Source organism: Streptosporangium sp. NPDC023825 (genome assembly GCF_040639575.1).
In the GTDB taxonomy this organism is placed as follows: Bacteria; Actinomycetota; Actinomycetes; order Streptosporangiales; family Streptosporangiaceae; genus Streptosporangium.
Map to the genome: position 1 here is coordinate 115,136 of NZ_JBFAAE010000021.1, position 20,960 is coordinate 136,095.

Consider the following 20,960-nt stretch of genomic DNA (forward strand, 5'->3'; position numbering starts at 1 on the left):
GCGCTACGGTTGCCTCCGGAGATTATCCCCGTTCGACCGTTCACGGCGGCTCGCGTTCGCGTGCAGGGCCGGACATCGGATATCCTCGTGTGGCCAGCCGGTCGTCCCGGCGTGCCCGATGACCGCCGCCAGTGCGGCGGATCGAGCCTCTCGACTGATTAAAGGAGCGAACCGTGGCTTCCGTCTGCGACGTTTGCGCTAAGAAGCCGACCTTCGGCAACAACGTCTCCCACTCGCACCGCCGCACCCGCCGCCGCTGGAACCCGAACATCCAGCCCGTGCGCGCAGTGGTGAACGGCACGCCGAAGCGGCTGAACGTGTGCACCTCCTGCATCAAGGCCGGCAAGGTCACCCGCTAGCCAGACCTCCGCGAAGCCCGCCGTCCCACGCGATGGGGCGGCGGGCTTCGCCGTTCCCGAGGGTCGCCGCCCTTCTCCGGAGACAGGCTCCGGAGAAACGGCTCCGGAGAAACGGCTCCGGAGAAGGGTTCTGGAGAGCTCCGGAGAAGGGTTCTGGAGAGCTCTGGAGACACCGCTGAGGAGAGCCCCGTTCGAAAAACGCGGCTCAGGAGGCGCGCAGGCGCCAGGCGTGGTCGACGGGGCCGATGCCCGCCCCCAGGGGGAAACCGTGCGCGATCGCGCCGGTGACGTACGCCTTCGCCTTCTCCACGGCGGGCGGGACGTCCTCCCCGAGGGCGAGGTGGGAGGCGATCGCGGAGGCCAGGGTGCAGCCCGTGCCGTGGGTGTGCCGGTTGTCGTGGCGTTCCGCGGTGAAACGGAACTCGCGCGTGCCGTCGGTCAGCAGGTCGACCGGGGCACCCGGCAGGTGGCCTCCCTTGACGAGCGCCCACGCGGGCCCGAGTTCCAGGATCGCGTCGGCGGCCCGGCGCAGGTCGGGCTCGTCCTCGACCTTCACCCCGGTGAGCTGCAGGACCTCCCACAGGTTGGGGGTGACCACCGTGGCGGTGGGCAGCAGGCGCGTCTTCACCGTCTCCACCGCCTCGGGGGCGAGAAGCGCGTCGCCGTGCTTGGAGACCCCGACGGGATCGACCACGACGGGCACGTCCAGCCCCGCCAGGACCTCGGCCACCGTCTCCACCAGTACCGGTGAGGCGAGCATGCCGGTCTTGACCGCCTGGGCCCCGATGTCACCGAGCACCGAGTCGAGCTGGGCCCGTACCGCCTCCGGGGGAAGCTCCCAGTAACCCTGCACGCCGACCGAGTTCTGGGCGGTCACCGCGGCGATCACACTCATGCCGTGTACGCCGAGGGCGAGCATGGTCTTCAGGTCGGCCTGGACTCCCGCGCCGCCTCCGGAGTCGGAGCCGGCGACGGTCAGCACGCGAGGGGGGGTCGAAACGGTCATGTTCCCCATCCAACCAGCCCCGCTCCGGCCCGCGAAGCGCTCCCCCGGCTTCCCGCCGTCCCCGGGCGCCGGGCCGCCCGCCCCGCTCCCGTGGACCGAAACGGCCACCGGGTCAGGCGACGGCGCATTCTCCCTGGTCGCTCCGGCAGCTCTGCGGGATCTCCGCGTCACCGCTCGCGGTGAAGGTGACGACGAGTTCCTCATCGACCCCCAGGCCCTCCGGCGACTCGATCAGCAGGCTGTCGCCGGCCTGCTCCCAGTCGGCTCCGCTCACCGAGGTGACCTCCCCGCGGACCGGCACGCTCACCTGGAGGTACTCGACGCTCTCGTTCGCGGCGACCACGAGCTCGACGGTGTAGGTGCGCGACCTCTCCTGCACGATGTCCGCGCCGACCGTGATCGCGGCGCCCCCGGCGAGCGGGGCCGCGCTGGAGGCCGTCTCGCTGGGCACCGGGTCGGGCCCGGCGCTGCTGCTCGGGGGCGGATCGGGAGCCGGCGTCCGCTCACTGACGATGAGGGGCTCAGGGGTGGAGCTGGGCTCGTCGGCGGACTCCTCGGAAGACGGCGACTCGTCGGTGTCCACCGGCGCGCGGGTGGCCTTCCGCGTCGGTGTGGGCCGGGGGGTCGAGGTGCCCTCGCCTCCACCGCGGGTGGAGGTGCGGTCGGGGACCGGGGTGGGCCTCGTCCTCTTGTCACCCGGCCGCGGCGTCTCGTCGCCCGTCTTCGAGGGCTCGTCGTCCGGCGCCGGCTCCTGCGGGGGCTCCTCCGCCACGGGCTCGTCGGCGGTGTCGGTCTCCGGCACCGGCTGGTTCGACGCCGCCGCGACGCAACCGGCGGGCGGGCAGCCGGCGGGGCTCCCGGAGCCGGCCAGGGCCCGGACGCCGATCACGGTCCCGCCGAGCACCGCGGCCACCGCGGCGACGATCAGCACCGTCTTCCTGATCCGCCCGCCGGGCCGCTCCCCGTCCTCGGGCCACGGGTCGAACGGGGTGGACTCCTTGGACGGGTCGGACAGCTCGGACTCCGAGCTCCATCCCGACCCCAGGAAACCCGTCCGGGTCTCGGTGGTCACCGACTCCTCGGGACGGAGCCGGCGCCCGATCGGCTCGTCCCCCCGACCTGGTTCCGGAGCGAACTCCGGCTCGCGTTTACCCCGGTTCGGGGAAGCCTCTTCCCCGGTTCCACCGTGGCGGCCCATATGGCCCCTTTCTCGAAGGGAATCTCGACCGCCCATCTTCATACCAGTTAGGTAAACGTTTGTCGCAATTTTCACAGATGTCGCAGGAAGTGGTAAGGATCACTCTCGGAAGTGGTCCCAGCCTCCACGTTCGAGCGAAAGGCCCTTGACCTGCACGCCTTCCCCCTCGACGACGTGACCCGCCACGCTCCAGCCCTCCGGGAGCCGTACGTGGGCCGGGAAGGTCGCGGCGAGCGCGTGGTCGTCGCCGCCGGAGAACACCCACTCCAGCGGATCGGCGCCGAGCAGCCGGGCGGCCTCCCGCATCGCCGGCGGGAGGGTGAACGCCTCCGGGCCGAGGACGAGCGCGACCCCGGACGCCTCGGCCACGTGGCCGAGGTCCTGCAGCAGGCCGTCGCTCACGTCGAGCATGGCCGTCGCGCCGAGCCCGGCGGCCTCCGGTCCGCGCGCGTAGGGAGGGCACGGGCGGCGGTGGGCGTCGATCAGCTCCACCGGCCCGGGCAGGCCCGCGCGGAGGAGCGCGAGACCGGCGGCGGCGTGCCCGAGACGGCCCGAGACGGCGACCACGTCGCCCGGGCGGGCTCCCGAACGCGTGACGGGCGCCCGGCCGCCCAGGTCGCCCAGGGCGGTGACGGAGATCACGACGAGGTCGCAGCGGGTGATGTCGCCGCCCGCCACGCTGGCGCCGACGAGGTCGCACTCGTCGCGGAAGCCGTCGGTGAGGTCGTCCAGCCAGCCGGTGGTGGCGTCGGCGGGCATCCCGAGGCCGACCACGATGCCGGTGGGGTCCGCCCCCATGGCCGCGACGTCGGAGAGGTTCTGCGCCGCGGCCTTGCGGCCGATGTCGTAGCCACTGGACCAATCGCGCCGGAAGTGCCTACCCTCAATCAACAGGTCAGTCGTCACGACGACCCGCCCGTCGGGAGCGCTCACCACCGCGGCGTCGTCCCCGGGGCCGAGCAATACGGTCCTACCTTGTGGCAAACGTCCGGCAATACGTGCAACAACCCCGAATTCGCCGAGATCTCCGACTGTGATGACACACCTCCTGTTCATCACAGGGTACGGTGGCCCTTCGGCACTGATCCAATCGCCCGGGAGGTCGTTATGGTGCAGGCCTATATCCTCATCCAGACCGAGGTCGGCAAGGCCGCGAACGTGGCTTCGGCGATCTCCGGCATCTCGGGTGTCACACAGGCCGAGGACGTCACGGGACCGTACGACGTGATCGTGCGCGCCGAGGCCCGCAACGTCGACGAGCTGGGCAAGCTCGTGGTGGCGCAGATCCAGGGCGTGGAGGGGATCACGCGTACGCTGACGTGCCCCATCGTCCACATCTGAGCACACCTCTCTGAGCCCGCGTCCGGGTCCGCGTGTGAGGTCGTGCCCGGGCTCACACGCGGGTCCTCGAACCCGTATCCGATCGTCTGGAACGTGACATGTCACTGCGGTTCGCCCGCCTGTCGGGGTGCGCCTGCGCCCTGCTGATCCTGGTGGGGTGCGGCGGCGCCGTCCGGGTCGAGCCGCCGGTCCCCGAGGGGCCCGCCGCCGCCGCGTGCCGGACGCTCGCCGAGCGGCTCCCGGGGAGACTCGACGGCGCCGACCGGACGGAGTCCACTCCCGCCTCCCCCTACGTCGCCGTGTGGGGGGAGGCCCGCATCGCCCTGCGCTGCGGGGTGCCGCGACCGGTGACGATGTCGCCGACCGACCAGGTGCCCGAGATCGACGGGGTGGCGTGGTACGCCGACCCGGCCAGGCCGACGCTGTTCACCGCGATCGGCAGAGAGGCCTACGTCGAGGTGACGATCGCGCGGGAGCACATCCCGCAGAACGTGCTGGTCGCTCTCGCGGCCCCCATCAAGAGCGCCCTACCGCAGACCGGGTGAGCGTCCGAGCGCGAGCTGGATCAGCCGGTCGACCAGCTCGGCGTAGGGCACCCCGGTGGCGGCCCACAGCTGTGGCGCCACCGACATCGCGGTGAAACCCGGCATGGTGTTGATCTCGTTGACGATCAGCCGGCCGTCGGGGGTGTAGAAGAAGTCGACCCGTGACAGGCCCTCGCAGCCCAGCGCCTCGAAGGCGCGGACGGCCATCGCCCGCAGCTCCTCGGCCGTCTCCTGGGGGATGTCGGCGGGCACGGACAGGGACATGTCGCTGCCGATGTACTTGGCCTCGAAGTCGAAGAACTCGTGGTCGCCGTGGACCAGCACCTCACCGGGCAGGCTGGCCCTGGGCGCCTCGTCGCCCGGCGACTCCAGCACCGCGCACTCGATCTCGCGGCCCGTGACGGCGGCCTCGACCAGCACCTTGGGGTCGTGCTCGCGGGCGAACTCGATGGCCCGCTCCAGCTCCTCCAGGGTGGCGGCCTTGGAGATGCCCTGGCTGGACCCGGCGCGCGCGGGCTTGACGAAGACCGGCCAGCCGAGCTCCTGGACCTCCTTGAGGACCCGGCCGCGGTCGGTCCGCCAGTCGCGGTCGCGGATCACGACGTACGGGCCGACGGGCAGGCCGGCGGCGGCGAGGACCAGCTTCATGTACGCCTTGTCCATGCCGACCGAGCTGGCCAGCACCCCGGAGCCGACGTAGCGGACGCCGGCCATCTCCAGCAGTCCCTGGATCGTGCCGTCCTCGGCGAAGGGGCCGTGCATCACGGGGAAGACGACGTCGACCTGGCCGAGCTCGACGGGGATGCTGCCGGGGTCGTACGCCACCAGCGAGCCGCCACCGGAGGCCAGCGCCAGCGACGCGCCGGCCGCGTCGACGGCGGGCAGTTCACCGCTCTCGATCTCGTAGCGTTGCTCCCCCGAGGCGAGCACCCACCGGCCGTCCGTGGCGATCCCGATGGGGATCACCTCGTACTTGGATCTGTCGATGGCCTCCAGCACGCTTCCCGCCCCGAGAATGGAGACGGCGTGCTCGGAATTGCGACCGCCGAAGACGACGGCGACCCTCGGTAGAGGTTCGTGCTGCTCACTCATGATGACCGAATGTACCCCCTGTTAGGGGGCAATCCGGCTGTTAGACGCGCCTACCTACCCGATGCGGGTAGTGAGTCGAGGGCCTGGGTGACGTCCATGATGAGATCCTCGGCGTCCTCCAGCCCGATGGAGAACCTGACCGCCGCCGCGTCGATCCCCGATTCGTCCCCGGGCCGCCGGTGGACGGCCGAGGCCACGTGCGCGGCCTTGGTGCGGGTTCCTCCGGCGGAGGTGGCGATCGAGACGAGCTTGAGCGCGTCGGCCAGGGCCGCTCCCGCGTCGTGGCCGCCGCGCGGGGTGATCGTCACGCAGGCGCCGTACCTCGTGCCCTCGGGACCGGAGTCGAACAGGTGCCTGGCGAGCTGGTGGCCGGGGTGTCCCGGCAGCCCGGGGTAGTCGACCCGGCGTACGGCGGGGTGCTTGGCCACGGCGGCGGCGAAGACCATCGCGGTGGAGCACATCCGGCGGACCCGCAGCGGCAGGGTCTCCAGCCCCCGGCGGAGCAGGAACGCGTCGTCGGGAGAGAGGGTGCCCCCGGTGTCGATCCTGACCTCGCGCAGCTGGGCGATCAGGTCGGGACGGCCGACCGCCACGCCCCCGGCGCAGTCGTCGTGACCGCCGAGATACTTGGTCGCGGAGTGGATCACCAGGTCGGCGCCGTGTTCGAGGGGGCGGCACACGATCGGGGTGGCGAAGGTCGAGTCGACCACCAGCAGCGCCCCCGCGGCGCGGGCGATCCGGTAGAGGCCCCGGATGTCGGAGACGGCCATGGTGGGGTCGGACAACGTCTCCGCGTAGATGATCTTCGTGTTGGGCTTGATCGCCGCCTGCACCCTGGCCAGCTCGCCGTAGCCGACGAAGTCGGCGCCGACCCCGAACCTGGCCAGCACGTTCGTGATCAGCGAGTGGGTCCCGCCGTACAGCGGGGTGGGGGCCACGATGTGCGCGCCCGCGCGCAGGAACGTCATCAGGACGGCGTTGACGGCGGCCATCCCCGAGGCGAACGCCTGCCCCGCCACGTCCTCGGGCGCCGCTGCGCCCTCCAGGGAGGCCACCGCCGCGGCGAAGGCGGCGGTGGTGGGGTTGTCGATCCGGCCGTAGGCGTAGCCGGAGCCCTTCTCGTCGAACGTCTCGGAGTACTCGGCCGAGTCGCCGAAGCCCCACGCGGAACTGCGCCACACGGGAAGGCCGAGAGGGGGCTGCCTGGGCGTCTCGGGAGCGGGCAGGTGCACCGACCGGGTGTTCTCGCCCTTGCGCCTACGCATCCGTCTGTTCATCGACCACGCTGTCCGTTCACAGGCCGTATCGTTCCGCCTTGGGAGTCCTCGACATCAGGAGCACGCCGGCCTCGCTGGGGGGCATCGCGTCGTGGACGACGGCCACCACCACCTCGGTGATCGGCATCTCCACGTCGTGCTTTCTGGCCAGTTCGAGCACCGACTCGCAGGATTTGACCCCCTCGGCGGTCTGTTTCGTCGCGGCGATGACCTCGTTCAGCGTCATACCTCGCCCGAGATTCTCCCCGAAAGTACGGTTCCGCGACAATGGGGATATACAGGTCGCCACAAGATCGCCCATCCCCGCGAGGCCCGCGAAGGTGTGCGGGTCCGCGCCCAGCACCGCGCCCAGCCGGGAGATCTCGGCCAGCCCGCGCGTCATCAGCATCGCCCCGACGTTGTCGCCGAGTCCCATCCCCGCCGAGATGCCGACCGCCAGGGCGATCACGTTCTTGACGGCCCCGCCGAGCTCGACCCCGATGACGTCGGGGTTGGTGTACGGGCGGAACCAGGGCGGCAGGTAGCAGGCCGCCTGGAGGCGCTCCATCGCCCGCTCGTCCGTGCAGGCGACCACGGTGGCGGCCGGCTGGCCCCTGACGATCTCGCCGGCCAGGTTGGGGCCGGACACCACCGCGACCCGTTCCTGGGGCACCTCGGCGACCTCGCAGATCACCTCGCTCATCCGCTTGGTGGTGCCCAGCTCGATGCCCTTCATCAGGCTGACCAGCACCGCCTCGGGCGGCAGGTGCGGCTTCCAGCGGGTCAGGTTCTCCCTCAGGGTCTGGGAGGGCACCGCGAGCACCACGAAGTCGGCGCCTTCGAGGGCCTCGGCGGGGTCGGTGGTGGCGCGCAGCGTCTCGGGCAGCACCGCGCCCGGCAGGTAGTCGGGGTTCTCGTGCCGCCGGTCGATCGCCTCGACGACCTCCGGCTTGCGTCCCCACAGCGTCGTCCGGGTGCCCGCCCCGGCGAGGATCATGCCGAAGGTCGTCCCCCACGAGCCCGTGCCGAACACGGCCGCCTTGGTCATCGGTTCTCCTCGGGCGTGGGGATTCCCGCCTCCGGGCGGGGGAGGGAACGCGGCGCGGTGCCGCGTCCGGCCACGGCGGCGGCCGGGATCCCGCGGGTGCGATCGGCGCCTTCCTCGCCGCCTGGCCGGCGGAGAAGAGGCGAGACGCCTGTGGGACTGGTGTGGAACCTCAAGGGATTTCTCCTGGCGGGCGACCGGTGGTGAATCGGGAACTCTCACGGGCGACCGTGGGAACCCCCTCCCTTCGGGGAGGGGAGGATGTCAACACCGTACGCCGAAGTCAGTCGTCCGACGGTCGCTTGAAAGGCGTCTCGGGTGCCTTCTCCCCGCGGATCTCGGCCAGCTGGGCCGTGATGGCCGCCATGATGTCGGCGGTCGCCTCGCGCAGGACCTCGGCCGAGACCGGCTGTCCCTCGTGGCCCGCGTACTTCGACAGGTCGACCGGCGGTCCCGTCTGCACGCGGAAGGTCTTGCGCGGCAGCAGGCGGGGCCTCCTGGCGCCGTACGGCAGGATCTCCTGGGCTCCCCAGTGGGCGACGGGGATCACCGTCGCGCCGGTGGCCAGCGCGAGCCTGGCCGCGCCGGTCTTGCCCTCCATCGGCCAGAAGCCCGGGTCGCGGGTGCAGGTGCCCTCCGGGTAGAACATCACGCACGCCCCGGCGGCGAGCCGGCGCCGCGACTCCTCCAGCGAGCGCGCCGCGTCGGCGCTTCCCCGGTAGACCGGGATGGCCTGCAGCGCCCTCACCAGGGGGCCGACCAGCGGCACCGAGAAGAGACCCGACTTGGCGAGGATCACCGGCCAGCGGCCGTGGTTGTAGAGGAAGTGCGCGACGAGGATGGGGTCCAGCCACGACAGGTGGTTGGTCACCATGATGATCCCGCCCGTCCTGGGCAGACGGTCGCTGCGACGCCAGTCCTTCTTGACCAGGAGCCACGAGATCGGCTTGACGATCGTGACGGCGAAGGCCACCCAGAATCGCGAAGGCCATCCGGGGCGTCTCATGGGTTCCTCCATATGAGCGGGATGCGCCCCAAGTCTCCCGGTTGGCTCCCGGGGATGTCGAGGCGGGATGCTTAAGGCTATGTCTGCTTCGGAGAGCTCCGGCTGGACCCTCGTCGTCCCGGTCAAGACGCTGGTCGCCGCCAAGACCCGCCTGTCGGCCGCGGCGGGCCCGCACCGGGCCGCGCTGGCCGTGGCGATCGCCTGCGACACCGTCGAGGCGGCGCTGAGCTGCGCGCTCGTCGCGCGGGTGGTCGTGGTGACCGGCGACCCGGTGGCCGCGAAGGCTCTCGGCGAGGTCGGCGCGCACGTGGTCGGCGACCCGGAGGAGGGGCTGAACGCCGCCCTGCGGCACGGCGCCCGCGAGGCGGTGCGCCTGGCGCCCGGCGACCCCGTCGGCGCCCTCCAGGCCGACCTCCCCGCCCTCCGCCCGGCGGAGCTGGCCCGCGTGCTGACCGCCGCCGCGGAGTTCGGCCAGATGTTCCTGCCCGACGCCGCCGAGATCGGCACGACCTTCTACGGCGTACGGCCGGGGGTGCCGTTCACGCCGGGGTTCGGCGGCGAGTCCCGGGACCGGCACCTGCGGCGCGGCGCCAAGGAGCTCTGCGTGGAGGGAGTGGAGTCGGTCCGCCACGACGTGGACACCCCTGACGATCTGCGCCTGGCGCTGACCCTCGGCGTCGGCCCCCGCACGCTGGCGATGGCGAGAAAGATCTCGGCGCCGGGCCCGGACGGGGGGCGGGACCCGGAGGACGGGGACGGCGCGCGGGAGACGGACCGCGGATGAGACGAGGGCGGCGGGCGCGGGACGGGAGTTAGGCTGGGCGGGTGCAGGCGACGGTGCGGAACTTCGACCCGGCGACCCGGTCGGGGTCGGTCTTCCTGGACGACGGGACCGAGATCCCGTTCGAGGCGGCGGCTTTCGACGCGGGGCCGCTGCGGCTGCTCAGGTCCGGCCAGCGGGTCAACCTCGTCATGGACGGCGACGACGTCACCTACGTCACCCTCTCGACCTTCCCCGTTCCCGGATAGGTCGCCCGTTCCCGGATGGGCAGCGCCGGACAGGCCGCGCCGGGCACGCCCCCGGGGTAAATCCTCGGGTGAGCGGCCTCGCAGGGCGAGGACGCCGGGAAAGCCGGACGCCCGGCCTCCCGTCGTGGGAGTCCGGGCGCCTGTGCCCGAGGCCTACCGCTTCTTGGACGCCTTCTTGCCGCCGGTGTTGACGAGTTCCTTGAAGTCGGAGCCCGGCCGGAACTTCGGCCCCCAGCTCTCGGCGACGCGAATCTCGGCCCCCGTCGAGGGGTTGCGGGCGGTGCGGGCCGGCTTGTGCACCATCTCGAAAGCACCGAACCCCGTGATCGAGACCTTGTCGCCATTCGCGACGGCGGTCTGGATGGCGTCGAGCACCGCGTTCACGGCCTCGGTGGCCGTCTTCTTGTCGCCCACCCGATCCGCGATGGCGTCGACGAGTTCCTTTTTGTTCATAAGGTTGCTCCCCCTGCTTACCGATGTCCGGGAGTGGGTCACGAGGCAGAAAACCCGTCTCACCCGATTTGTCACGGCGAGGGGTCTCATCACAGATCTCTCATCAACGATCACGATGAGAAACCCCTTGCCCGCTTGAAATTAGGGGACGGAGCCGTATGACTCAATCACCTTCCGCAATGTTTCCAGTGCTTGGCGTATCTGAAACCACGACATCAATGCTGAGAAGGAACAAATCAAGACGCCCGGCGGCGTGTTCGAGGTCGCGTTTGGCCAAATCGCAGATGGCCAGAAGGCGCCGCGCGAGACGTTTTTTCTCCTCGTCGGGCACGGGCAGGGACCGGACGCGGCGGTGCGCCTCGCGCAACCGCCACGCCAGCTCGTGTTCTGAACTCGTCAGACGGTCGTCGGCAGCCATGGCTGCCGACCATTCTCGTATGCCCCTATGGCGTCGGCGTTGCGCAGGGTCAGCCCGATGTCGTCCAGGCCCTCCGTGAGCCGCCAGCGCGTGTAGTCGTCGATCTCGAACGCGGCGACCTCGCCGCCCCAGCGGACCTGGCGTTCTCCCAGGTCGACGGTGATCTCCAGCGTGGGATCCGCCTCCACCGCGGTCTGCAGGGCCTCGACGATCTCGCCCGGCAGGACGACCGGGAGCAGACCCATCTTGGTGGAGTTATTACGGAAGATATCCCCGAAGCGGGCCGCGATCACGACGCGGAAACCGTACTGCTGCAGCGCCCAGACCGCGTGCTCGCGGGAGGAACCGGTGCCGAAGTCGGGTCCGGCGAGCAGGATCGTGGCGCCCTCGTGGGCGGGGTTGTTCAGGACGAAGCCGGGGTCCTCGCGCCAGGCGGAGAAGAGCCCCTTCTCGAAACCGGTCCGGCTGACCTGCTTGAGCCAGACGGCGGGGATGATCTGGTCGGTGTCGACGTTGCTGCGGCGCAGCGGCACGGCCCGGCCGGTGTGGGTGACGAACGCTTCCATCGCGAGGACTCCTTACAGGTCGGCGGGCGCGGTGAGTTTGCCGGTGACGGCGGTCGCGGCGGCGACCTGGGGGGACACGAGGTGCGTACGGCCGCCCTTGCCCTGGCGTCCCTCGAAGTTGCGGTTGGAGGTCGAGGCGCTGCGCTCGCCGGGGGCGAGGGTGTCGGGGTTCATGCCCAGGCACATGGAACAGCCCGCCTCGCGCCATTCGGCGCCCGCGTTCCTGAAGACCTCGTGCAGCCCCTCCTGCTCGGCCTGGAGCTTGACCAGCATCGAGCCGGGGACGATCAGCGTGCGCGTGACGACCTGGCGCCCGCGCAGCACGTCGGCCACGGCACGCAGGTCCTCCAGACGCCCGTTGGTGCAGGAGCCCACGAAGACCGTGTCGACCTGGACCTCGCGGAGCGGGGTGCCCGCGGTCAGGCCCATGTACTCCAGGGCGCGGGCGGCGGCGGCCGGGTCGTCGGTGTCCTCGGGGCGCGGCACGGACGTCCCCAGCGGGGCGCCCTGGCCAGGGTTGGTGCCCCAGGTGACGAACGGGGTGAGCGTCGCGGCGTCGATCTCCACGACGGTGTCGAAGACGGCGTCCTCGTCGGTCACCAGCGACTTCCAGTACGCGACCGCGGCGTCCCAGTCGGCGCCGGACGGCGCGTGGGGGCGGCCCTTGAGGTATTCGAAGGTGGTCTCGTCCGGAGCGATCATGCCCGCGCGGGCGCCGGCCTCGATGGACATGTTGCAGACGGTCATCCTGCCCTCCATGGAGAGCTTGCGGATGGCCTCGCCGCGGTACTCGACGATGTAGCCCTGGCCGCCGCCGGTACCGATCTTGGCGATGATCGCCAGGATCAGGTCCTTGGCCGTGACGCCGGGCGGCAGCTCGCCGGAGACCTCGATGGCCATCGTCTTCGGCCGGTAGGCGGGCAGCGTCTGGGTGGCCAGCACGTGCTCGACCTCGGAGGTGCCGATACCGAACGCGATGCCGCCGAAGGCGCCGTGGGTGGAGGTGTGAGAATCACCACACACGATCGTCATGCCGGGCTGGGTGAGACCGAACTGCGGGCCGATGATGTGGACCACGCCCTGGCCCGCGTCGCCCATCGGATACAGCCGGACGCCGAACTCCGCGCAGTTCTTGCGCAGCGTCTCTACCTGCACCCGCGACACCGGGTCGGCGATGGGACCGCGTACGGTCGGGACGTTGTGGTCCTCGGTGGCGACGGTGAGCTCGGGCCGCCGGATGGGCCTGTTGGCCAGGCGCAGGCCGTCGAACGCCTGCGGGCTCGTGACCTCGTGGATGAGGTGCAGGTCGATGTAGAGCAGGTCGGGCTCTCCTTCGGCACGTCGCACGACGTGCTGCTCCCATACCTTCTCCGCGAGCGTGCGGCCCATGTCGCCTCCTTGCGATCGGCTGTCCCACTCCCACTTGCTTTCTCATATGTCGAGACGGCAGTATCGGTGTATGGACAACTCTAGCGGAGTCGGCGTACTCGACAAGGCCGTCCTCGTGCTCAATGCCCTCGAAGCAGGCCCGGCGTCCCTCGCACAGCTCGTTCAGGCCACCGGCCTGGCACGGCCCACGGCCCATCGGCTGGCCGTCGCGCTGGAACATCACCGGATCGTCTCCCGCGACACACAGGGCCGGTTCGTGCTGGGCCCACGCCTGTCCGAGTTGTCCACGGCCGCCGGTGAGGACCGGCTGCTGGCCGTCGCCTCCCCGATCCTCACCCAGCTCAGGGACCTGACCGGGGAAAGCGCGCAACTTTACCGTCGCCAGGGCGACGAACGGGTCTGCGTGGCCGCCGCCGAACGCGCCAGCGGGCTGCGCGACACCGTGCCGGTCGGCTCGGCGCTGCCGATGCTCGCCGGTTCCGCGGCGCAGATCCTGCTCGCCTGGGAGGAGCCCGACCGCCTGCACCGGGGCCTGCGCGGGGCCAAGTTCACCGCGGCCACGCTGGCGAGCGTGCGGCGCAGGGGCTGGGCGCACAGCGTCGGCGAGCGCGAGCAGGGTGTGGCCAGTGTCTCGGCGCCGATCAGGGGCGCGGGCGGCAAGGTGGTCGCCGCGGTGTCGGTCTCCGGCCCGATCGAGCGCCTGACCCGCACCCCCGGCCGCCTCCACGCCGCCCCCGTGGTCACCGCCGCCGAGCGGATCACCGAATCGATGCGCCGCGCCAACTGAGGACCGGCCGAGGACCGGCCGGGGCCGGTCCTCGGCTCCTCGGCCGGCGAGCGGACCGCGGCGCCGGGGGACCACATCGGCCTGTGACGAGCGGACCGCCGGGCCGGACGGCGGTACCGGACCTCGGCGGCCGGATCACCTGGCCGAAGGGCCGCGCCGTTGACATCGGCCGACCTGAGGGCGATATGAGGAGGCGAGCACCCCTGCGGCCCCCTAGGCTGGGAAGGTGACAGATCGCATCGAGGCAGCCGCGGCTGAACTGCGTCCCCTGCTCCAAAACTTCATCCTCTGGGCGCGTGAGAACGCACCCGGCAGCGATTCCAATCTGGTCGGCTCTGTCGCACTGTGGCACCGCCTGATCGCCTCCGACGACGTCGGCCGGTGGAAGCAGTCCGACCTGCGCACGGTGCTCCTCGATCGGATGCCACAGGTCGTCGAGGACCCCGACGCCGCCGCAGACGGCATGGTGCCCGCGATCCGCGCCTACCTGACCTTCCTGTCGGAGTCCGACCGCCTGGCCAAGGGCTCCGCCTCGCTGGACGATCTGCTCGCCGAGCTCGACCGCCTCGAGGACGACTTCGTCGACGCCATGGAGGACCTCGTCGTCGAGGACGACGAGGACGAGGAGTACGACGAGGAGGAGTCCGAGGGGCTCGGCGACTTCGAGCCGTTCGCCGACGAGCTCTCCGAGCTGCCGACGATCCGGCTCCGCCCGGACAGCGAGCTGGCCGCGGCCACCCGCGGGACGACCCTGATCGCCAAGGCCCGCGACCTCGCGGTCTGGGTCGGGTCCGAGCGCCGGGTGGGCGAGACGAGCCTGCTCGACGACACCGAGATCGTCGAGGCCCTGGCGGTCCTGGGACTTCCGGTCCCCGAGAAGGACGGCGCGTCGCTGGCCGACTCCGTCCCCGCCCTCTGGAACATCTGGAACCTCGCGATCGACCTCGACTTCCTCCAGCCCGAGGGGGAGGACACCGTCAGCGTCGACGCCGACACCGCGGAGTGGCCCTTCGAGGAGGACGACGACGCCCTCGACGCGTGGATGGCGGGCCTGCAATCCATCGACTACGGCGACCCCGAGCTGGAGGACGAGGAGGCCACGATCGCCCTGTCCGGGCTGACCAGGGCGCTGCTGGTCCGGGTGCTGCTGGCCACGGGTTCGAAGCCGCTGGCCGAGCTCCGCACCGAGCTGGCCGAGGCCGCCGCCGAGTACGACGACCTGGGCGCCGAGGCCTGGGCCGCCGCCACCGCGCAGTACGGCGACCCGCTCAACCCCGTGCTCGACTGGCTGGCCGGATACGGCATGGTCGAGGTCGAGCACGACCAGGTGCGGCTGACGCCGCTCGGCATGGAGGGCGTGGTCCACCTCGCGGACGACGCCGACATCGAGCTGGACGCCCGGCCCGCCATCGACGCGATGACGGCCCTCGACCTGCTCTCCTTCGGCGCCGAGCTTCCCGAGGAGGAGGCGGACGCCGAGTTCGCGGCCTGGATGGAGCTGCGCGCCCCCGAGCAGGCCGCCAGGGACCTGCTGGAGGCCGCCGCCGAGGACGACGCGGACGCGCTCATCCGGGTCCAGGCGGCCAGCATGGTCGGCTCGCTCGGCGACGTGGCCGTGCCCGCGTGGCGGGAGGCCCTCGACGAGCCGTCCCTGCGCCCGTACGCGGCCACCCACCTGGCCCAGCTGGGCGTCGAGGACGCTCCCACGCCCACCCAGGCCGACACCCACTGGCTGATCCTCGACATGCTGACCATCTCCGCCGGCCTCGGCCGCCCGGAGTTCGTCAGCAGCCTCGACGACATCGGCAACGTGCCGAATCTGGTCAGCCTGCTCGAGGTGATCTGGAAGGTGCCGCACCCGCACCTCGAGGAGCTGCTGGAGGCGATCGGCAAGGCCCACCCCGACAAGCAGGTGGGCAAGGCCGCCAAGCGGGCCCTGTTCAAGGCCCGTTCGGGACAGAACTAGCCGTCCGGTCCCGCTCCGTAGCCCGGGCGACACTAGCCGTCCGGGCTCCGGAGCCCGGTCCTGGTGTCCCCCGGGCCTACCGGGGGCGGCCGAGGGCGGCCCGGGGGACACCAGGACCGGGGACGCCAGGAAACGGCCTGGGGACGCCAGGAAACGGCCGGGGGGCGGATCAGCCCAGCGGGAAGACGGCGCAGGTCGTGGTGGCGTGGGCGTACAGCTTGCCGTTGCCCTCACCCACGATCCGCGCCTCCGAGGTGGCGACGGTCCGGCCGACGTGCAGGGTCCTGGCCTCGCAGCGCAGCGGCCCGGTGTTCGCGTGGACCGGCCGGACCATGTTCACCCCGAGCTGGACGGTCGTGTACGCCTTGCCGGGCGGCAGCTCTGTCATGATCGCGCACCCGAGGGCCGAGTCGAGCAGGGTGGCGAGATAGCCGCCGTGCACGCTTCCCAGCGGGTTGTAGAGGTGCTCGCCGGTCTCCCCCACGAAGACCGCCCGGCCGCGCTCGACGTGGGTTATCCGGAAACCGAGCGTGCCCGCGATCGGCGGCGGCGGGATCCGGCCGTCGACCAGCCGTTCCAGGAACTCCAGGCCCGACAGTTCCGCCAGATCGGCGGGGAGCGCCGGTGGCGTCCACGAGTGGGTCCGCGAGGTCGTCGGCTGGGTCTGAGGGGTCGTCGACATGGGCTCCACCATCGTGAGGGGTCGTACCCGGATACGGATCACGTACCCTGCACGGTATTTGATCGCCTGGCCGCCGGGGAGGACGATCCGTACTCAGGTGAGCCGGGCGGGGAGCGCGGTCCGCACTCGGGGTCCGTCCGGCCGGGCGGGGAGCGGGTCCGCCCGGGGGGAGCACGGAGACGCGAGGGCGGGGAGCACGGAGACGCGAGGGCGGGAACAGGAGGAGGGATCCGGAACGGGAGCGCGGGAATTTCGAGGAATCCGGAAAAGCGAAAACCCCGGAAGCGATCGCTTCCGGGGTTCGCGATGTAGCCCCGACCGGATTCGAACCGGCGCTACCGCCTTGAGAGGGCGGCGTCCTAGGCCACTAGACGACGGAGCCTTGCGAGAGACAGTGGTAGTCCCGACCGGATTCGAACCGGCGCTACCGCCTTGAGAGGGCGGCGTCCTGGGCCACTAGACGACGGGACCCTACACACTGTCATCAGATTCGGAGGGGACCGAATCTGCGGCATCTTCCTGAGAAGATGCAGCTGGGGTACCAGGACTCGAACCTAGAACAACTGAACCAGAATCAGCCGTGTTGCCAATTACACCATACCCCACCGCGCTGGACCCCCTTGCGGGACTCGCTGGCGACTCCGAAAGAATAGCCCAGGTTGGGGGTCAAGACCAAAACGATTGCCGGCGGCCGAATCGCGGTATCACCGGGCTGCCGCCACGAAGGTCCCCTGTGTAACGCTGCTGGAGAGATCCAGCCGCATGTGAGGAGTTCCCACCTTGACCGACAACCCGTTCTTCACCCCCAGCGAGCTGCCCTACGGGCTGCCGCCGTTCGCCCTGGTCAGGGAGGAGCACTACCTTCCCGCCTTCGAGCGCGGCATGGCCGACCAGCTGCGTGAGGTGCGGGAGATCATCGACAACCCGGAGCCCGCGACGTTCGCCAACACGATCGAGGCCCTGGAGCGCTCGGGGCGGATCCTCAAGCGGACCGTCACCGTTTTCTCCAGCGTCTCCGCCTCCGACGCGACCGACGGCATCCGGGAGATCGAGACCCAGGTCTCCCCCAAACTGACCCAGCACGCCGACGCGATCCGCCTGGACCGCTCCCTGTACGCCCGGATCAAGCAGGTGACCACCGACGACGCCGACGAGGCGTGGCTGCTGGAGAAATACCGCGTCGACTTCGTCAGGGCCGGGGCCGACCTGTCCGAGACCGACCAGGAACGCCTCAGGGAGCTCAACGAGGAGCTGACCAGGCTCGCCACGACCTTCTCCCAGAACCTGCTGGCGGCCTCCACCGCCTCCGCGCTGGTCGTCGAGGACGTCAGGCTGCTGGACGGGCTCCCCGAGAGCACGATCAAGGCGATCGAGAAGGACGGCTCGTACGTCCTGGCGCTGTTCAACCACACCAACCAGCCCGCCCTGGCGGAGCTGACCGACAGGGAGACCCGCAGGAGGCTGTACGAGCTGTCCACGGGCCGGGCTCCGGAGAACTTCGAGCTGGCGGCCAGGATGGCGACGCTCCGCGCCGAGCGGGCGGCGCTGCTCGGCTACCCCAGCCACGCCGCGTACTCCGTCGCCGACCAGACGGCCAAGACCACCGACGCCGTCGAGGAGATGCTCGGCAAGCTGGTGGGCCCGGCGGTGGCCAACGCCCGCCGGGAGGCCGAGGCGCTGAGCGAGCAGGCCGGTTTCCCCATCGAGCCGTGGGACTGGTCCTTCTACGCGGAGCGGGTGCGCAAGGCCCGGTACGACTTCGACGGCGCCGACCTGCGCCCGTACTTCGAACTGGACCGGGTGCTGCGCGACGGGGTCTTCCACGCGGCGGGCGAGCTGTACGGGGTCACCTTCTCCGAGCGGGACGACCTGGCCGGGTACCACCCGGACGTGCGGGTCTTCGAGGTGTTCGACGCCGACGGCTCGCCGCTCGGACTGTTCCTGTTCGACGCGTACGCCCGGCCCACCAAGCGCGGCGGCGCCTGGATGAACAACCTGGTCGACCAGTCTCACCTGTTCGACGAGCGGCCCGTGGTGATGAACAACCTCAACATCACCAAGCCCGCCGAGGGGCCGACGCTGCTCACGTTCGACGAGGTCAACACCGCCTTCCACGAGTTCGGCCACGCCCTGCACGGCCTGTTCTCCGACGTGCGCTTCCCCCGGGTCTCCGGGACGGCGGTGCCGCGCGACTTCGTGGAGTACCCCTCTCAGGTCAACGAGATGTGGGCCACCTGGCCGTCGATCCTCGCCAACTTCGCCAGGCATCACGAGACCGGCGAGCCCGTGCCCGCGGAGCTCCTGGAGAAGATGAGGGCCGCCGAGAAGTTCAACCAGGGCTTCGCCACCGTCGAGTACCTCGCGGCGGCGCTGCTCGACTGGTCCTGGCACAAGCTGGCGGCGGGCGATCCCGTCAGGACCGCCGCGGACGCCGAGGCGTTCGAGAAGGCCGCCCTGGAGCGCGCGGGGATCGCCTTCGACCTGGTCCGGCCCCGCTACCGGACCAACTACTTCGCGCACATCTTCTTCAGCGGGGTTGGCGGCTACAGCGCCGGCTACTACTCGTACATCTGGAGCGAGGTGCTCGACGCCGAGAGCGTCGACTGGTTCGAGGAGAACGGCGGCCTCGGGCGCGGGAACGGCGACCACTTCCGCTCCACCCTGCTGTCGGTGGGCGGCTCGCGGGACGTGATGGACGCCTTCCGCGACTTCCGCGGGCGCGACCCGCGCATCGAGCCCCTGCTGAAGCGCCGCGGCCTGCTGGTCTGACCGCCCGGAGCCGCCCTTCGGGGCGGCCTCTCCATGCGTACGACGCCCCGTACGACGCCTGGTACGACGCCGCGTTCACCGGAGCTCTCCGAAAAATCCTCGAGGAGTTCCGGGAGGGGGCTTCGAGGGGCCCTCGAAGGGCCCTCGAAGGCACGGCCTGGCCGGTGTGTGCCTCGGCACACCGCCGGGGTGCGGTTTCCCGCACCCCGGCCGGGGACGCAGATCCAATGCGCCGGGAGGCGGCCGGAAGGCATCGTGGACGCCATGAGACGACCATGGAACAGGACGGGCGCCGCGCTCGTCGCCGGCCTGGCCGGAGCCCTGCTGCTGGGAACGGCGGCCCCCGCGACGGCACAGGCACGGCAGGGGGAAGGCCGTGACGCGCGCCAGGCCGCCCCCGGCGCGGTCTCCCCCACCTCCCCCACCGCCTCCGCCTCTCCGGCCGGAACCGGCGGGGACGTGACGGTGCGTACCGACGCCGGGTGGGTGAAGGGTGTGCGGGCCGGCGGCCACCGGCTCTTCCAGGGCATCCCGTACGCCGCGCCGCCGGTCGGGGAGCTGCGCTGGCGGTCGCCGCAGGCCGTCGCCCCGTGGCAGGGGGTGCGCGACGCCGGCGCGCCCGGCAGCCGGTGCGCGCAGACCGCCGACGAGTGGGGGCTGCCGGGGAGTGAGGCGGAGGACTGCCTCTACCTCGACGTGACCGTGCCCTCGCGGCCCGCGCGCAGCGGCGGGAACCGTCCCAGGCCGGTCATGGTGTGGCTGCACGGCGGAGGCCTGATGAGGGGCGCGGGCAGCGACTACGACGCCCGCAGGCTGGCCGAGCGGGGCGACGTCGTGGTGGTGAAGGTCAACTACCGGCTGGGGATCTTCGGATTCTTCGGCCATCCCGGGCTGGAGAACTCCGGGGCCTTCGGGATCGAGGACCAGCAGGCGGCGCTGCGCTGGGTGCGGCGCAACGCGGCGGCGTTCGGCGGCGACCCGCGCAACGTCACCCTGGCCGGCGAGTCCGCGGGGTCGCACTCGGTGTGCGCGCAGCTCACCTCCCCCTCGGCGGCGGGGCTGTTCCACCGGGCGATCGCCCAGAGCAGCCCGTGCCAGGCGGGGAGCTTCGAGGGCACCCCGCTGAAGCCGATCCTGAAGGTGCCCCTGTGGCTGCCCAAGGCCTCCCACGAGGGCTACGGGCAGTATTTCGCCACCCTGGTGGGGTGCACCGACCCGGAGGCCGCGCTCGCCTGCCTGTACGACAAGCCGGTGGCCGACCTGCTCGCCCACGACCCCCTCCCGCTGCCGGGGTACGGCAACGCGGTGCTGCCCGAGGATCCGGCGAAGGCGCTCCAGGAGGGCCGCTTCCACCGGGTGCCGGTGCTGACGGGCATCACCCGGGACGAGGGCACCTTGTTCGCTCCGGCGCTCTTCGAGGAGCCGCTGACGGCGGAGGACTACGAGCGCGAGGTCAACGACGAGTTCGGCGCCGCGGGGCCCGAGGTCCTGGCTCGCTACCCGCTGAGCGCCCACGACGGCTCGCCCCTCCAGGCGATAGCGGCCATCATGAGCGATCTCGACTGGGCGTGGTCTGCGCGCGACACCGACCTGCTGCTCGCCCGGCACGTGCCGACCTACTCCTACGAGTTCACCGACCGTACGGCGCCCCCGCTCTTCCCGCTGGACCACGGGGTCAGGCCGCTCGCCGCGCACGGCTCCGAGCTGTCGTTCCTGTTCGGGGTCGGCTGGGAGTCCGCACCGCTCACCCCCGCGCAGCGGCGGCTCGGGGACACGATGATCGACTACTGGGCGAGGTTCGCCGCCACCGGCGACCCGAACCGGCCGGGCCTGCCCGCCTGGAAGCGCGTGCGCCCCGCCGGCGGCACGCCGTACGTGCAGGAGCTGTCCCCGGGGAGGGGCGGTATCAGGCCCTTCGACCGCGCCTCGGCCCACAACCTCGCCTTCTGGGACGAGCTCGCCGGGCGGGGGACGGGAGCCGGGCAGGCGGCGAAGACCGAATAGGGCACGGAGACCGCTCAGGCCCGGTCGGCCGCCCCGGGTCCGGGGCGGC

21 protein-coding genes and 3 tRNA genes are annotated in these 20,960 nt (G+C 71.4%); 9 read left to right on the forward strand and 15 right to left on the reverse strand.

What is annotated here, in order from left to right:
* Nucleotides 1–173 precede the first annotated feature (173 nt).
* On the forward strand, nt 174–359 hold the full coding sequence (gene rpmB / locus AB0G15_RS20175; protein ID WP_012894387.1) for a 50S ribosomal protein L28: 186 nt from the start codon (nt 174–176) through the stop codon (nt 357–359).
* A 205-nt stretch (nt 360–564) separates the two neighbouring features.
* Here the strand turns inward: rpmB and thiD are convergent, their stop codons facing one another.
* The 3 genes from thiD to AB0G15_RS20190 all read right to left on the reverse strand — a co-directional run bounded on the left by thiD (nt 565) and on the right by AB0G15_RS20190 (nt 3,619).
* Complete coding sequence (gene thiD / locus AB0G15_RS20180) at nt 565–1,374, reverse strand: bifunctional hydroxymethylpyrimidine kinase/phosphomethylpyrimidine kinase (RefSeq protein ID WP_362841743.1); 810 nt, start codon at nt 1,372–1,374, stop codon at nt 565–567.
* A gap of 103 nt (nt 1,375–1,477) precedes the next feature.
* On the reverse strand, nt 1,478–2,437 hold the full coding sequence (locus AB0G15_RS20185) for a hypothetical protein (protein ID WP_362841746.1): 960 nt from the start codon (nt 2,435–2,437) through the stop codon (nt 1,478–1,480).
* A 225-nt stretch (nt 2,438–2,662) separates the two neighbouring features.
* On the reverse strand, nt 2,663–3,619 hold the full coding sequence (locus AB0G15_RS20190) for a thiamine-phosphate kinase (protein ID WP_362841748.1): 957 nt from the start codon (nt 3,617–3,619) through the stop codon (nt 2,663–2,665).
* Nucleotides 3,620–3,670: 51 nt separating this feature from the next.
* Between AB0G15_RS20190 and AB0G15_RS20195 the strand changes: the two genes are divergently transcribed.
* Nucleotides 3,671–3,904 (forward strand): Lrp/AsnC ligand binding domain-containing protein, encoded by a 234-nt coding sequence (locus AB0G15_RS20195; protein ID WP_344749082.1) that lies wholly within the window; start codon nt 3,671–3,673, stop codon nt 3,902–3,904.
* A gap of 98 nt (nt 3,905–4,002) precedes the next feature.
* The gene (locus AB0G15_RS20200; RefSeq protein ID WP_362841751.1) at nt 4,003–4,449 is read left to right on the forward strand and encodes a DUF3515 family protein; all 447 of its coding nucleotides are present in this window, start codon (nt 4,003–4,005) and stop codon (nt 4,447–4,449) included.
* Here AB0G15_RS20200 and AB0G15_RS20205 read toward each other — a convergent pair.
* From AB0G15_RS20205 to AB0G15_RS20220, 4 genes are all read right to left on the reverse strand, one after another.
* Complete coding sequence (locus AB0G15_RS20205; RefSeq protein WP_362841753.1) at nt 4,432–5,541, reverse strand: D-alanine--D-alanine ligase family protein; 1,110 nt, start codon at nt 5,539–5,541, stop codon at nt 4,432–4,434. The genes AB0G15_RS20200 and AB0G15_RS20205 overlap by 18 nt on opposite strands.
* Nucleotides 5,542–5,591: 50 nt before the next feature.
* Nucleotides 5,592–6,806 (reverse strand): aminotransferase class I/II-fold pyridoxal phosphate-dependent enzyme, encoded by a 1,215-nt coding sequence (locus AB0G15_RS20210; protein ID WP_362841755.1) that lies wholly within the window; start codon nt 6,804–6,806, stop codon nt 5,592–5,594.
* A 28-nt stretch (nt 6,807–6,834) separates the two neighbouring features.
* On the reverse strand, nt 6,835–7,845 hold the full coding sequence (locus tag AB0G15_RS20215; protein ID WP_362841757.1) for an NAD(P)H-dependent glycerol-3-phosphate dehydrogenase: 1,011 nt from the start codon (nt 7,843–7,845) through the stop codon (nt 6,835–6,837).
* A 280-nt stretch (nt 7,846–8,125) separates the two neighbouring features.
* Complete coding sequence (locus tag AB0G15_RS20220; RefSeq protein ID WP_362841759.1) at nt 8,126–8,848, reverse strand: lysophospholipid acyltransferase family protein; 723 nt, start codon at nt 8,846–8,848, stop codon at nt 8,126–8,128.
* A 67-nt stretch (nt 8,849–8,915) separates the two neighbouring features.
* On the opposite strand from AB0G15_RS20220, the gene cofC reads away from it, so the two are divergent.
* Nucleotides 8,916–9,632 carry a 2-phospho-L-lactate guanylyltransferase gene (cofC, locus tag AB0G15_RS20225; RefSeq protein WP_362841761.1) on the forward strand — a complete coding sequence of 239 codons (717 nt, stop codon included), beginning with the start codon at nt 8,916–8,918 and terminating at the stop codon, nt 9,630–9,632.
* Nucleotides 9,633–9,673: 41 nt separating this feature from the next.
* On the forward strand, nt 9,674–9,877 hold the full coding sequence (locus tag AB0G15_RS20230; RefSeq protein ID WP_362693664.1) for a hypothetical protein: 204 nt from the start codon (nt 9,674–9,676) through the stop codon (nt 9,875–9,877).
* Nucleotides 9,878–10,030: 153 nt separating this feature from the next.
* On the opposite strand, the gene AB0G15_RS20235 is transcribed toward AB0G15_RS20230, so the two are convergent.
* The 4 genes from AB0G15_RS20235 to leuC form a co-directional block, all read right to left on the reverse strand.
* Nucleotides 10,031–10,330 carry an HU family DNA-binding protein gene (locus tag AB0G15_RS20235; protein WP_329085236.1) on the reverse strand — a complete coding sequence of 100 codons (300 nt, stop codon included), beginning with the start codon at nt 10,328–10,330 and terminating at the stop codon, nt 10,031–10,033.
* Between the two features lie 163 nt (nt 10,331–10,493).
* A complete protein-coding gene (locus tag AB0G15_RS20240; RefSeq protein ID WP_362693667.1) occupies nt 10,494–10,748 on the reverse strand; it encodes a hypothetical protein in 255 nt (84 codons plus the stop codon).
* Nucleotides 10,727–11,314 (reverse strand): 3-isopropylmalate dehydratase small subunit, encoded by a 588-nt coding sequence (gene leuD / locus AB0G15_RS20245; RefSeq protein WP_362841763.1) that lies wholly within the window; start codon nt 11,312–11,314, stop codon nt 10,727–10,729. The genes AB0G15_RS20240 and leuD overlap by 22 nt, the downstream gene beginning before the upstream one ends.
* Nucleotides 11,315–11,326: 12 nt before the next feature.
* On the reverse strand, nt 11,327–12,703 hold the full coding sequence (gene leuC, locus AB0G15_RS20250; RefSeq protein WP_362841765.1) for a 3-isopropylmalate dehydratase large subunit: 1,377 nt from the start codon (nt 12,701–12,703) through the stop codon (nt 11,327–11,329).
* Nucleotides 12,704–12,773: 70 nt separating this feature from the next.
* On the opposite strand from leuC, the gene AB0G15_RS20255 reads away from it, so the two are divergent.
* Together AB0G15_RS20255 and AB0G15_RS20260 are read left to right on the forward strand one after the other, a co-directional pair.
* Complete coding sequence (locus tag AB0G15_RS20255) at nt 12,774–13,490, forward strand: IclR family transcriptional regulator (protein WP_350949369.1); 717 nt, start codon at nt 12,774–12,776, stop codon at nt 13,488–13,490.
* 226 nt (nt 13,491–13,716) lie between these two features.
* Complete coding sequence (locus AB0G15_RS20260) at nt 13,717–15,456, forward strand: hypothetical protein (RefSeq protein WP_362841767.1); 1,740 nt, start codon at nt 13,717–13,719, stop codon at nt 15,454–15,456.
* 169 nt (nt 15,457–15,625) lie between these two features.
* Here the strand turns inward: AB0G15_RS20260 and AB0G15_RS20265 are convergent, their stop codons facing one another.
* From AB0G15_RS20265 to AB0G15_RS20280, 4 genes are all read right to left on the reverse strand, one after another.
* Entirely contained in the window at nt 15,626–16,138 is a 513-nt protein-coding gene (locus AB0G15_RS20265) for a PaaI family thioesterase (protein WP_362841769.1), read from the reverse strand.
* A gap of 309 nt (nt 16,139–16,447) precedes the next feature.
* A tRNA-Glu gene (locus AB0G15_RS20270) sits at nt 16,448–16,520 on the reverse strand.
* 13 nt (nt 16,521–16,533) lie between these two features.
* Nucleotides 16,534–16,609, reverse strand: a tRNA-Glu gene (locus AB0G15_RS20275).
* Nucleotides 16,610–16,671: 62 nt separating this feature from the next.
* Nucleotides 16,672–16,743: transfer RNA gene (locus AB0G15_RS20280), tRNA-Gln, on the reverse strand.
* A 175-nt stretch (nt 16,744–16,918) separates the two neighbouring features.
* On the opposite strand from AB0G15_RS20280, the gene AB0G15_RS20285 reads away from it, so the two are divergent.
* Together AB0G15_RS20285 and AB0G15_RS20290 are read left to right on the forward strand one after the other, a co-directional pair.
* Complete coding sequence (locus AB0G15_RS20285) at nt 16,919–18,907, forward strand: M3 family metallopeptidase (protein ID WP_362841771.1); 1,989 nt, start codon at nt 16,919–16,921, stop codon at nt 18,905–18,907.
* A gap of 264 nt (nt 18,908–19,171) precedes the next feature.
* Nucleotides 19,172–20,911: a carboxylesterase family protein gene (locus AB0G15_RS20290; RefSeq protein ID WP_362841773.1), complete on the forward strand. Its 1,740-nt coding sequence runs from the start codon at nt 19,172–19,174 to the stop codon at nt 20,909–20,911.
* Nucleotides 20,912–20,960: the final 49 nt, after the last annotated feature.

Bases quoted from the DNA above. Each gene is read 5' to 3' on its own strand.
- AB0G15_RS20195 (WP_344749082.1), top strand. From the start codon at position 3,671: ATGGTGCAGGCCTATATCCTCATCCAGACCGAGGTCGGCAAGGCCGCG.
- leuD (WP_362841763.1), bottom strand. From the start codon at position 11,314: ATGGAAGCGTTCGTCACCCACACCGGCCGGGCCGTGCCGCTGCGCCGC.
- AB0G15_RS20290 (WP_362841773.1), top strand. From the start codon at position 19,172: ATGAGACGACCATGGAACAGGACGGGCGCCGCGCTCGTCGCCGGCCTG.
- AB0G15_RS20255 (WP_350949369.1), top strand. From the start codon at position 12,774: ATGGACAACTCTAGCGGAGTCGGCGTACTCGACAAGGCCGTCCTCGTG.
- AB0G15_RS20190 (WP_362841748.1), bottom strand. From the start codon at position 3,619: ATGAACAGGAGGTGTGTCATCACAGTCGGAGATCTCGGCGAATTCGGG.
- leuC (WP_362841765.1), bottom strand. From the start codon at position 12,703: ATGGGCCGCACGCTCGCGGAGAAGGTATGGGAGCAGCACGTCGTGCGA.
- AB0G15_RS20205 (WP_362841753.1), bottom strand. From the start codon at position 5,541: ATGAGTGAGCAGCACGAACCTCTACCGAGGGTCGCCGTCGTCTTCGGC.
- AB0G15_RS20215 (WP_362841757.1), bottom strand. From the start codon at position 7,845: ATGACCAAGGCGGCCGTGTTCGGCACGGGCTCGTGGGGGACGACCTTC.
- AB0G15_RS20200 (WP_362841751.1), top strand. From the start codon at position 4,003: ATGTCACTGCGGTTCGCCCGCCTGTCGGGGTGCGCCTGCGCCCTGCTG.
- cofC (WP_362841761.1), top strand. From the start codon at position 8,916: ATGCTTAAGGCTATGTCTGCTTCGGAGAGCTCCGGCTGGACCCTCGTC.
- thiD (WP_362841743.1), bottom strand. From the start codon at position 1,374: ATGGGGAACATGACCGTTTCGACCCCCCCTCGCGTGCTGACCGTCGCC.
- AB0G15_RS20220 (WP_362841759.1), bottom strand. From the start codon at position 8,848: ATGAGACGCCCCGGATGGCCTTCGCGATTCTGGGTGGCCTTCGCCGTC.
- AB0G15_RS20235 (WP_329085236.1), bottom strand. From the start codon at position 10,330: ATGAACAAAAAGGAACTCGTCGACGCCATCGCGGATCGGGTGGGCGAC.
- AB0G15_RS20240 (WP_362693667.1), bottom strand. From the start codon at position 10,748: ATGGCTGCCGACGACCGTCTGACGAGTTCAGAACACGAGCTGGCGTGG.
- AB0G15_RS20210 (WP_362841755.1), bottom strand. From the start codon at position 6,806: ATGCGTAGGCGCAAGGGCGAGAACACCCGGTCGGTGCACCTGCCCGCT.
- AB0G15_RS20265 (WP_362841769.1), bottom strand. From the start codon at position 16,138: ATGTCGACGACCCCTCAGACCCAGCCGACGACCTCGCGGACCCACTCG.